General features: G+C 71.5%; 1 protein-coding gene and 1 pseudogene. Both read right to left on the bottom strand.

What is annotated here, in order from left to right:
* On the bottom strand, positions 1–7,061 hold a 7,061-nt coding region (locus tag IE278_RS41320), incomplete at its 3' end, for a type I polyketide synthase (RefSeq protein WP_189780177.1).
* Positions 7,062–7,101: 40 nt separating this feature from the next.
* Positions 7,102–13,179: pseudogene (locus tag IE278_RS41315) on the bottom strand (type I polyketide synthase); the annotation flags it as partial.
* Between the last annotated feature and the right edge of the window lie 21 nt (positions 13,180–13,200).

The raw sequence follows: 13,200 nt of genomic DNA, 5'->3' as shown, positions 1-13,200 counted from the left end.
AGACCGGCCTGCGTGAACACCGTCTGCCCCAGCAACTCCGGCTCGGACCACATCACCTCGCGTATCGGCCGGTCGAGATGGCTGTCCAGAGCGGCACACACCTCGTCCAGCGCCGACGCGAACACCGGGAACGCCTCGTACAACTCCCGACCCATACGAGCCCGTTGCGCACCCTGCCCCGAGAACAGGAACGCCGTCGCACCGGGTGTCGCCGTGTCGTGTACAACGCCTGGCCGCTGTTCTCCGGCTGCGATGGCCGCGAGGCCTTCGAGTGCCGCTTCGCGGTCGTCCGGGAGCAGTACCGCGCGGTGTTCCATGGCGGGCCGAGACGTCGCCAGAGAGAACGCGACGTCGGTGGCGCCCACTTCCGGGTGCGCCGCGAGGTAGGACCTCAGCTTCTCGGCCTGGCCGCGCAGCCCCTCGGCGGACCGGCCCGACAGCATCCAGGGGAGGGCGCCTGCCGGTGCCTCCTCGGCCGATGCAGGATCCGTCGGCGCCGGTACCTGCTCGATGATGACGTGGGCGTTGGTGCCGCTGATCCCGAACGAGGAGACGCCCGCCCTGCGTGGACGGCCGTTCCGGGGCCACTCGCGTGCCTCGGTCAGCAACTCGACATCTCCCGAGGCCCAGTCCACCTCCGGGGTCGGCGCGTCCACGTGCAGTGTGCGCGGCAGTACGCCGTGCTCCATCGCCTTGACCATCTTGATGATTCCGGCGACTCCGGCGGCGGCCTGCGTATGGCCCATGTTCGACTTGATCGACCCCAGCCACAGCGGGCTGTCCTGCGGACGGTCCTGCCCGTACGTCGCCAGCAGCGCCTGCGCCTCGATCGGGTCGCCGAGTGTGGTGCCGGTGCCGTGCGCCTCCACCGCGTCCACGTCCGCCGCGCCGAGGCCCGCGTTGGCGAGCGCCTGCCGGATGACGCGGCGCTGCGACGGGCCGTTGGGCGCGGTGAGTCCGTTCGACGCGCCGTCCTGGTTGGTCGCGGTGCCCCGGACGATCGCCAGCACGGGGTGACCGTTGGCGCGGGCGTCCGAGAGACGTTCCACGAGGAGCATGCCGACGCCCTCGCTCCAGCCGGTGCCGTCGGCGGACGCGGCGAACGACTTGCTGCGGCCGTCGGCTGCGAGTCCGCGCTGTTTGCTGAACTCCACGAACGCCTCGGGGGTGGCCATGACCGCGACTCCGCCGGCCAGCGCCAGCGTGCACTCCCCCGAGCGGAGGGCCTGGGCGGCCCAGTGCAGCGCCACCAGTGAGGACGAGCAGGCGGTGTCGACGGTGACCGCCGGGCCCTCGAAGCCGAAGGTGTAGGCCACCCGGCCGGAGGCGATCGCGCCTGTGCTGCTGTTCGCCGCGTAGTCGTGGTACATCATCCCGGCGAACACTCCGGTCGCGCTGCCCCGCAGTGCGGCGGGGTCGATGCCGGCGCGTTCCAGCGCCTCCCACGACGTCTCCAGCAACAGCCGCTGCTGCGGATCCATCGTCAACGCCTCGTTCGGACTGATCCCGAAGAACTCCGCGTCGAAACCGGCCGCGTCATGCAGAAAACCACCGGCATTCACATAACTGGTATGAGGGCGCTCACCGGTCGGATCGAACAACTCCGCGACATCCCAGCCCCGGTCCGACGGGAACTCCGACACCACGTCCACACCACCGGCCACCACCCGCCACAGATCCTCGGGAGAGGCCACCCCACCCGGATACCGGCACGCCATCCCGATGATCGCGATCGGCTCGTCGTCGGAGGCGACGGACGCGACGGCGCCGAGGCCGTCGTCCACGGAGCCGGACACCTCGCTCAGCAGATACCGGGCGAGCACTTCCGGTGTCGGGTAGTCGAAGACCAGCGTCGCGGGCAGCCGCAGGCCGGTCGTCTCCCCCAGCCCGTTGCGCAGTTCCACCGCCGACAACGAGTCCACGCCGAGGTCGCGGAACGCCCGCTCCGGGTCGATCGCCGCCGGACCGGAGTGTCCGAGGACGACAGCCGCCTGGGTACGGACCATGCCGAGCAGGACCTCGTGCCACTCCGACTCGGGCCGGCTCGCCAACTGCCTGCGCAGGGACCCCGTGTCCGCCCGCGCGCCGGTGGCCGAGCGTCGTGTCCTCGGTACGAGCCCCTGGAACAGAGGGGGCACCTCGACCGTCCCGGCAGCGGCGGCCAGAACCCTGGGATCGAGGCGGATGGGGACCAGCGCGGCCGTACCCAGCGCGACCGCGGTGTCCAGGAGGGCGAGGCCCTGGTCGGCGGGGAGTCCCTCCACGCCGGACCTGGCCATCCGCTGGGTGTCGGAACCGGCGAGCCCGCCCGCCATGCCGCCCACACCCGCCGACCACGGCCCCCAGGCCAGTGACAGACCCGGCAGTCCAGACGCTCGGCGATGCTCCGCCAGGCCGTCCAGATAGGCGTTGGCCGCCGCGTAACTCCCCTGGCCCGACGTCCCCAGCACGCCCGCGGCCGAGGAGAACAGGACGAACGCCGAGAGGTCCATGTCGCGGGTCAGCTCATGCAGATGCCAGGCCGCGTCCACCTTCGGACGCAACACCGCGTCCACCCGCTCCGGGGTCAACGACGAGATCACCCCGTCGTCCAGCACCCCGGCGACATGCACGACACCCGACAGCTCACGGCCCGACACCAGCGTCGCGACCGCATCCCGATCGGCGACGTCACAGGCCACCGCCTCGGCCTCGGCACCCAGATCCGTCAGCTCCGCACACAACTCCGCCGCCCCGGGCGATTCCGCCCCCCGGCGCCCCACCAACACCAGACGACGCACACCATGCTCAGCAACGAGATGCCGCGCCACGAGGCTGCCCAGCGCACCGAAGGCACCCGTCACCAGAACGGCACCGGTGCCGGTGCCGGTGCCGGAGAACGGCGGAGTCGGCTCCTCGTGTGCTTCCTGCACCTCGACGGGCACGCGTGCCAGGCGGGACACGTGCACGACGCCGTCGCGGACCGCCAGCTGCGGCTCGCCCATGGCGGCTGCCGCCACCACCTCGGCAAGGCCGGTGTCCGCATCGAGGTCGGCCAGCACGAACCGCCCGGGGTTCTCCGACTGCGCCGACCGCACCAGACCCCACACCGCCGCACCCGCGAGGTCCGTGACGTCCTCACCCACCGAGGACACCGCACCACGCGTGGCCACGACCAACGTCGCGTCGGCGAACCGTTCTTCGGCCTGCCAGGACCGTAGGGCGTCCAGAACGCGGTGCACGGCTGACCGGACGGAGGCCGGGTCCGTCCCCGCGGTGGACGCCAGCACCACGACCGCGGGGACCTCGTCGTCGGGTCCCAGCTCGTCCCACGTGGCCCATTCGACCGTCGCAACGGAGCGGGCCGTGGCGCCGGAGCGTGCCGCGGCATCGGAGCGTACCGAGGCGTCGGACAGCGCTGCCGGAAGCGGCGACCACTCGACGCGGAAGAGCGACTCGTGGAACACCGACCGGGCGGCCGAGAGTTGGTCGGCGGAGATCTCGCGCAGCACCAGCGACTCCACCGCGGCCACCGCGCGTCCCGAGGCGTCCGCCACCTGCAGAGAGACCACTCCGGTGCCGGTCGGGGTCACCCGGACCCGCAGCGCCGTGGCACCGGAGGCGAACAGCTCCACACCCGACCACGCGAACGGCAGCACCACCCCCTCACCACCGACCGCACCACTCAACGCGACCGCGTGCAACCCCGCGTCCAGCAACGCCGGATGCAACCCGAACCCGTCCCCCTCCACCTGCTCAGGAAGCGCGACCTCCGCGAACACCTCCTCACCACGCCGCCACGCCGCACCCAACCCCCGGAACACCGGCCCGTACTCCAGACCGGATTCCGCGAGTCCTTCGTAGAACCGGTCCAGCTCCACGGGGGCGGCGCCCAGGGGCGGCCACTGCTCCAGGTCGTGGCCGTCGTGCGCGCCGGGCGTCAGGGTTCCGGCGGCGTGCTGCGTCCACACCGACATGCCTTCGTCGCGGGAGTGGACGCTGACCCGACGGGCCCCCAGGGCGTCCGCCTCTCCCACCACGACCTGTACCTGGACGCCGCCGCGCTGCGGCAGGGCGAGCGGTGTCCGGAGGGTCAGCTCCTCGATGCGTCCGCAGTCGACCTGGTCCCCGGCGCGGATCGCCAGTTCCACAAAGCCCGTGCCGGGGAAGAGCACGACGCCGCCGACGACGTGGTCGGCCAGCCACGGCTGGGCGCTCACCGACAGCCGGCCGGTGAGCACCACCTTGCCCGAGTCGGCCAGGGAGATCGTCGCGCCGAGCAGCGGGTGGCCGGTGCGGTCCAGGCCGGCGGAGGTCACATCGACGGTTTCGGCGGCTGCCTCCAGCCAGTAACGCCGATGCTGGAACGCGTAAGTGGGCAGGTCCACGGGCCGGGCGCCGCGCCCGGTGAAGACCGCGCGCCAGTCCGGCCCGGCACCGTTCACGTGGAGCTGGGCGACGGCGGTGAGCAGCGTCGCGACCTCGGCCTCAATCCCCCGCAAGGTGGGGACGACGAGTGTCGCGGCAGGCGGTTCGTCCAGGCAGTTGCGGGTCATCGCGGCCAGCACGCCGTCGGGGCCCAGCTCGATGAAACGGGTCACGCCGGCAGAGCGGAGGTGCGCGACCCCGTCGGCGAACCGGACCGCTTCACGGACATGCCTCACCCAGTAGTCGGCCGAGGCCAGGTCTTCCGCCGGGCCGCCTGTCACGTTCGAGACGACCGGGATGGCGGGTGCGCTGTAGGTGATGCTCTCGGCGACTTCGCGGAAGGCGGCCAGCATCGGGTCCATGAGCGGGGAGTGGAAGGCGTGCGAGACCCGCAGACGACTCGTCTTACGCTCCAACGCGGCGAAGTGGCTCTCAATGGCGGTGACTTGGGCGTCCGCACCGGACACCACGATGGACGTCGGGCCGTTGACCGCCGCGATCGCCACCGCCGCGTCGTCCAGCAGCGGGGCGACCTCGTCCTCGCTCGCCTGGATCGCGGCCATCGCTCCGCCCGAGGGCAACGCCTGCATCAACCGGCCCCGCGCCGCCACCAACTTGGCCGCGTCGCCGAGCGAGAACACCCCCGCCACATGGGCGGCGGCAAGCTCGCCGATCGAATGACCCGCCAGGAAGTCAGGGCGTACGCCCCACGATTCGAGCAGCCGGAACAAGGCCACCTCGATCGCGAACAAGCCCGCCTGCGTGAACACCGTCTGGCCGAGCAGCTCCGGATCGGACCACATCACCTCGCGTATCGGCCGGTCGAGATGGCTGTCCAGGGCAGCACACACCTCGTCCAGCGCCGACGCGAACACCGGGAACGCCTCGTACAACTCCCGTCCCATACCGGCCCGTTGCGCACCCTGCCCCGAGAAGAGGAACGCCGTCGCGGCAGGGGTGGAGCGGACGGAGCCGCGTACGACTCCGGTGTCGGGGGCGTCGGACGCCAGTGCGGCGAGCCTTCGGAGCAGGTCCTCGCGCTCGTGGCCGACGACGGCGGCGCGGTGTTCGAGTGCCGCCCGCGATGTCGCCAGTGAGAAGCCGACGTCGACCGGGTCCAGCTCCGCCCGCTCCTCGGCGAAGGCGAGCAGGCGCGCGGCCTGCGCGGCCAGTCCTTCGCGGCTGCGGGCGGACAGCACCCAGGGCACGACTGAGGTCCGTACGGCCTGTGCGCCGGCATCGGCATCGGCGTCGGCGTCCGGTCCGGGGCCGGCCACGGTCCCAGCTTCCTCGGCTTGCGGGGCGGGCGCGGGTGCCGCTTCGACGATGACATGGGCGTTGGTCCCGCTGATCCCGAACGAGGAGACACCCGCCCGGCGTGGACGACCGTCCACTTCCGGCCACTCTCGGGCCTCGGTCAGCAGTTCCACCGCACCCGCCGACCAGTCCACCTGCGGAGACGGCGCGTCCACGTGCAGTGTGCGCGGCAGTACGCCGTGCTCCATCGCCTTGACCATCTTGATGATTCCGGCGACACCCGCCGCCGCCTGCGCGTGCCCGATGTTCGACTTGATCGACCCCAGCCACAGCGGACTGTCCGCCGCACGGTCCTGGCCGTACGTCGCCAGGAGCGCCTGCGCCTCGATCGGATCACCCAGCGTGGTGCCCGTGCCGTGTCCCTCGACCACATCCACCTGGTCCGACGACACCTGCGCACTCGCCAACGCCTGCACGATCACCCGCTGCTGCGACGGACCGTTCGGCGCCGTCAGGCCGTTGGAGGCGCCGTCCTGGTTCACCGCGGAACCACGCACCACCGCCAGCACGGGGTGACCGTTGCGCCGGGCGTCCGACAACCGCTCCACCAACAGCATGCCGACGCCCTCACCCCACCCCGTACCGTCCGCCGCGGCCGCATACGACCTGCACCGACCGTCACGCGACAGACCACGCTGCTGGCTGAACTCGACGAAGGTCTCCGGGGTCGCCATGACCGCGGCGCCGCCCGCGAGCGCCAGGGAGCATTCGCCCGAGCGGAGCGACTGCGCCGCGAGATGCAGCGCGACGAGCGAGGAAGAGCACGCCGTGTCCACCGTCACCGCCGGGCCCTCAAGACCCAGCGCGTACGAGACCCGTCCCGAGGCGATGGCGCCGGTATTGGTGTTGGCCACGTAGTCGTGGTAGACGAGGCCGGCGAACACTCCGGTCGCGCTGCCCGCCAATGAGCCGGGGTCGATGCCTGCGCGTTCCAGCGCCTCCCACGACGTCTCCAGCAGCAACCGCTGCTGCGGATCCATCGTCAACGCCTCGTTCGGACTGATCCCGAAGAACTCCGCGTCGAAACCGGCCGCGTCATACAGAAAACCACCGGCATTCACATAACTGGTATGAGGGCGCTCACCGGTCGGATCGAACAACTCCGCGACATCCCAGCCCCGGTCCGACGGGAACTCCGACACCACGTCCACACCACCGGCCACCACCCGCCACAGATCCTCGGGAGAAGCCACCCCACCCGGATACCGGCACGCCATCCCGATGATCGCGATCGGCTCGCGTTCCCGGTCCTCCATGTCGCGGAGGCGCCGCCGGGTCTGCTGCAGTTCGGTCGTGGCGCGCTTGAGGTAGCCGCGCAGTTTCTCGTCGTTCGCCATCGGACGTGAGCCAATCTCGCAGGAAGACGCGAATCAGGTTTCAGGAGATGCCGAGTTCGTTGTCCAGGGCCTCGAACAGTTCGTTGTCGGTGGCCCATTCGGGGTCGCTGTTCGTTTCCGTCTCGGCGGGCCGGTCGTGGCCGTCCCGCCAGGACCGCAGGAGCGCTTCGAGGCGTGCGGTGATCCGGGAGCGCGCTCCGTCGCCCGACGAGGTCAGTGCCGACGCCGTGAGCGCGGCTTCGAGCCGTTCGATCTCCGTGAGAACGGGCCGCGCGGGGTCGTGCTCCTTGGGGCCGGCCGCGCTGCCGATCTCCTTGGCCACCGCGCGGGCGGTGGGGTGGTCGAACAGCAGCGTCGCGGGCAGCCGCAGGCCCGTCGCGGCGTTGAGCGTGTTGCGCAGCTCAAGGGCGGTGAGCGAGTCGAAGCCGAGTTCGCGGAACGCCCGGTCCGGTTCGACGTCGCTCGCGGAGTCGCGCCGCAGGACCAGGGCCACTCGTTCGCGTACCAGGTCGAGGAGCAGTTCGTCGCGTTCGGGAGCGGCCAGCCCGGCGAGTTTCCGGGCGAGTGCCTCGCCGCCGTCGGACCGAGCCCGTACGGTCCGGCGCACGGCGCCCCCGAACAGGCCGTGCAGTTTGCGCGGCAGTTCGTCGGGGTTCGCGCGGGCGGCGTACTCGTTCAGCTTGATCGGGACGAGTATCGGCTCGTCCACGGTGGCGGCGGTATCGAACAGTTCCAGCCCTACGGCGGCGGACATGCCGACGATGCCTATCTGGTCCATCCGCAGCCGGTCGACCTCGCTGAGCTGCGCGGTCATCTCGCTGGCGTCGGCCCACAGACTCCATGCCAGGGACTGGGCGGCGAGTCCGGCGGCGCGGCGGTGGGCGGCCAGCCCGTCGAGGAAGGTGTTCGCCGCCGCATAGTTCGCCTGCCCGCCGTTGCCGAAGACACCGGAGTCGGACGAGAACAGCACGAACGCCGACAGGTCCAGATGCCGGGTCAGCTCGTGCAGATGGAGCGCCGCGTCCACCTTCGGGCGCATCACCGCGTCGATACGTTCCGGGGTCAGGGACTCGATGACACCGTCGTCGAGGACACCCGCCGCGTGCACGACGCCGACGAGCGGGTGCGCGGTGTCGATCCCGGCGAGCATCCTGGCGACGGAGTCCTTGTCGGAGACGTCGCAGGCCGCGATGGTGACGGTCGCGCCGAGGGCCGTCAGCTCCTCGTGGAGCTCGGCGGCGCCAGCGCCTTCCATGCCGCGGCGGCCTGCCAGCAGCAGGTGGCCGACTCCGTGGGCGGTCACCAGGTGGCGGGCCACGTGCCGCCCCATCATGCCCATCGCGCCCGTGATCAGCACGGTGCCTTCGGGGCCGAAGACTGAGGCGGGGCGGGAGGGTTCGCGCCGCTCGGGCACCCTGGCCAGCCGTGCCCGGTAGGTCACGCCCGCGCGGACGGCGAGTTCCGGTTCGTCCGTCGCGACGAGCGACGCGACGACTGAGGCGTCGAGTGAGCCGATGCCGGCGGGCGCGTCCACGTCGGCCAGGACGATCGCGCCGGGGTGTTCCAGCTGGGCCGCCCTGATCAGGCCCCAGACCGCGGCACCCGCGAGGTCCGTCACGTCCTCGCCGTGCAGGGACACGGCACCGCGCGTCACGACCAGGAGCCGCGAGGCGAAGAGCCGCTCGTCGGCCATCCAGTCCTGGAGGACGCCCAGCGTTTGTCGTGTGGTGCGGTGGACGCTCTCGGCGTCGTCGCCGGGTTCCGGTGACACCACGAGTACGCCGGGGAGCCCGTCGGCGAGGTCGTCGGCATCGCCGATGTCCTCCCAGGGCAGCCAGGACACCTCGTCCGCGCCGGTCGCGGGGGCGGCGGTGACCGGGTTCCAGTCCATGCGGAACAGCGAGTCCAGGAACCCGTCCCGGCCGGGGCCGGGGCCGGCGTCGGGTCGGGCGAGTCGGTCGAGTTGTGCGGGTGACAACGGGTTCGTCGTGAGCGACCGCACCGACAGGACGGGCCGGCCGGCCTCGTCGGCCGCGAGCAGGGACATGCCGTCCTGCTCCGTACGCGCCAGTCGGACGCGGAGGGACGTGGCGCCCGCGGCGTGCAGGACGACACGGTTCCACGCGGTCGGCAACCGAGGCCCGCCGCGGTCCCCGTCCTGTTCGTTGTCTTCTTCTCCTTCGTCTTCTTCGTTTTCTTCATGGAGCGTCAGCAGGTGGGTCGCCGCGTCGAGGAGCGCCGGGTGGACACCGAAGTTGTCGTCGGTCCCGTCGCTCTCCTCGGTCAGGGCGACCTCGGCGAACAGTTCGTCGCCCAGGCGCCATGCGGCCCGCAGCCCACTGAAGAGAGGTCCGTAGTCGTGGCCCCGTTCCGCGAGTCGGTCGTAGAGGTCGTCGACGTCCATCGGGTCCGCGCCCGCAGGAGGCCATGCGGTCAGGTCGACGGTGGGTACGGGCGCGCCGGAGGCGAGGACATCGGCGGCGAGGACACCGGAGGCGTTCCGGGTCCACGGACCGTCCTCGCGGCGGGAGTGGATCGTCACCGGCCGCTCCCCCGACTCGCCCGGTTCGGCGACCACGACCTGGACGTCGACACCGCCGTTCTCGGGGAGGGTCAGCGTCTCGTCGATGGTGAGGTCCTCCAGGACGTCGCATCCCGCCTGGTCCCCGGCACGGATCGCCAGTTCCACGAAGCCCGAGGCGGGGAACACGACGGTGCCGAGCACCTGATGCCCGGCCAGCCATGGCTGGGCGGCGAGCGACAGCCTGCCTGTCAGGACCAGTCCGTCGGAGTCGGGCGAGACGACCACGGCGCCGAGCAGCGGATGCCGGGCGGCCACCTGCCCGAGGCCCGACGCGTCACCGGAGACCGCCTGCGTGTCCAGCCAGTGGCGCCTGCGCTGGAAGGCGTAGGTGGGCAGCTCCACACGACGGGCACCGCGTCCGGCGAACACCTCACGCCAGTCGACGAAAGCACCCGTCACGTGCAGTCCGGCGACGGCGGCGAGCAGCGCGGGCGGTTCGGCCCGGTCCTTGCGCAGCGCGGGAACGGTGGTCGCCTCGTCCGGATCGCGCAGGCAGGCCTGCGCCATCGCGGACAGCACACCGTCCGGTCCCAGTTCCACGTACCGGGTGACACCCTCCGACTCCAAGTGCCGTACGCAGTCGGCGAATCGGACCGCCTCTCGGACGTGCCGCACCCAGTGGTCCGCCGAACTCAGCGCTTCCGCGCCGACAACCGTGCCGTCGAGGTGGGAGACCACGGGTATGGCGGCTTTGCCGTAGGTGACACTCTCGGCGACCTCACGGAAAGCCTCCAGCATGGGATCCATGAGCGGCGAGTGGAACGCGTGCGAGACGCGCAGGCGTGTTGTCCTGCGGCCCAGTGCCGTGAAGTGCGCGGTGATCCGGGCGACTTCGGTGTCGACGCCGGAGACGACGACCGAATCGGGCCCGTTCACCGCCGCGACATCGGCCGACACCAGGTCCAGCAGCGGAACGACCTCGTCTTCCGTCGCCTGGATGGCGGCCATCGCCCCGCCCGGCGGCAGCGCCTGCATCAACCGGCCGCGCGCAGCGACCAGACGCGCCCCGTCCTCCAGCGAGAACACTCCGGCCACATGGGCCGCCGCCAACTCGCCGATCGAATGACCCGCCACGAAGTCAGGCCGTACACCCCACGAATCGAGCAGCCGGAACAGCGCCACCTCGATAGCGAACAAGGCCGCCTGCGTGAACACCGTCTGCCCCAGCAGCTCCGGCTCGGACCACATCACCTCGCGTATCGGCCGGTCCAGATGGCTGTCCAGAGCGGCACACACCTCGTCCAGCGCCGACGCGAACACCGGGAACGCCTCGTACAACTCCCGGCCCATACCGGCCCGTTGGGCACCCTGTCCCGAGAACAGGAACGCCGTCGTGCCGGTGGAGGCGACGCCGTGGACCACATCGGGGCCCGGCTCGCCGGCGGCGATCGTGGCCAGTCCGTCGAGAGCGGTGGCCCTGTCCTCCGCGAGCACCACCGCGCGTCGCTCCAGTGCGGCGCGTGAGGTCGCCAGGGAGAGACCGACGTCGAGCGGGTCGTCCCCGGGACGGCCCAGCAGATACGAGTGCAGCCGCTGCGCCTGGCTCCGCAGGGCCTCGGGTGTCTTGGCGGAGACCAGCCACGGAAGAACACCCGCATCGATGTCGGCGGCGGGCTTTTCCGGTGCGGCGGAGACATCGGCCTGGTCCATGTCGGGCTGCTCGATGATGACGTGGGCGTTGGTCCCGCTGATCCCGAACGAGGAGATCCCCGCTCGCCGCGGACGGCCTTCGGTCAGCGGCCATTCCCGGGCCTCGGTCAGTAGTTCCACCCGGCCCGCCGACCAGTCCACCTGCGAGGACGGCGCATCCACGTGCAACGTACGCGGCAGCACCCCATGGCGCATCGCCTGCACCATCTTGATCACCCCGGCCACACCCGCCGCGGCCTGCGCATGCCCCATGTTCGACTTGATGGACCCCAGCCACAACGGCGGGCTGTCCACCGGACGGTCCTGCCCGTACGTCGCCAGCAACGCCTGCGCCTCGATCGGATCGCCCAGCGTCGTGCCGGTGCCGTGCGCCTCCACCGCGTCGACCTGGTCGGACGACAGGCGTGCGTTGGCGAGTGCCTGCCGGATCACCCGCTGCTGGGAGGGACCGTTCGGCGCCGTCAGTCCGTTCGACGCGCCGTCCTGGTTCACCGCCGAGCCGCGCACCACCGCCAGCACCGGATGACCGTTGCGCCGGGCATCCGACAACCGCTCCACCAGCAGGACGCCCACTCCCTCGGCCCAGCCCGCGCCGTCGGCGGCGTCCGAGAACGACTTGCAGCGGCCGTCCCGGGCCAGGCCACGCTGCCGGCTGAACTCCACGAACATGTTCGGCGTACTCATCACGGTCACGCCGCCGGCCAGTGCCAGGGAGCACTCGCCGGTGCGCAGTGCCTGTGCGGCCAGGTGCAGTGCCACCAGCGAGGACGAGCAGGCCGTGTCGACCGTCACCGCCGGCCCCTCCAGGCCAAACACGTACGAAACCCGGCCGGAGACCAGACTTCCGCCACTGGTACTGGCGGTATCGGCCCGGAACCCGTAGTCGTGGTACATGAGGCCGGTGAAGACACCGGTCCGGCTGCCGCGCATCGTGTGCGGATCGATGCCCGCGCGTTCGAACGCCTCCCAGGACGCCTCCAGCAGCAACCGCTGCTGCGGATCGGTGTCCGCCGCCTCCCTGGGCGAGATGGCGAAGAAATCGGCGTCGAACTCCGCCGCGTCGTAAAGGAAACCACCCTCCCGCGCGATGGTCTTCCCCGGCTTCCCCGGCTCGGGATGGTAGATGCCCTCGACATCCCAGCCCCGGTCGCGGGGGAACTCCGCCACCACGTCCACGCCGTCCGCCACCAGCCGCCACAGATCATCGGGGGACGCCACACCGCCCGGATAGCGGCACGCCATCCCCACGATCACGACCGGATCGTCGTCGGCCGCCACCGCCGCCGGGATCTCCGCCGCCGAGCCCGCCGCGACACCGCCGCCTTCACCCTGCAGTTCGGCGTCGAGGTGGGCGGCGACGGCCCGGGCCGTCGGGTGGTCGAACACCAGCGTCGCCGGAAGCGCCAGACCGGTCTCGGCCCGCAAGGCGTTCCGCAGCTCCACCGCCGACAGGGAATCGAAGCCAAGCTCCTTGAAGGCCTTGTCCGCCTCGACGGCCTTCGCCGAGGCGTGGCCGAGCACCGCCGCCACCTGGGTCCGTACGAGTGTGAGGAGGGTGGCTGCACGCTCTTCGGCGGTGGATCCGGTCAGGCGTGCGCGCAGGGAACTCTCCGTCCGGGCGCGGAGGGCGCGGGCGGGACGGCGGGGTCCGCCGGTCAGACCGCGCAGCAGAGCCGGGACGTCGTCGCCCCGCGCCCGCAGCACCGCCCGGTCCAGGCGGAGCGGCATGAGTACGGCGTCGTCCGTGCGCAGCGCCGCATCGAACAGTTCCAGGGCCTTGTCGGCCGGTATCGCGGGCATGCCCAGGCGGGCCAGCCGGTCCGCGTCGGCCAGGTCCACACCTGTGTCGGCGTCCCAGAGGCCGAACGCCAACGACGTCCCCACCAACCCCGCACCACGCCGATA

The organism is Streptomyces tauricus, assembly GCF_014650955.1.
GTDB classification, from domain to species: Bacteria; Actinomycetota; Actinomycetes; order Streptomycetales; family Streptomycetaceae; genus Streptomyces; species Streptomyces tauricus.
This window is presented reverse-complemented; position numbering and strand designations above follow the sequence as displayed.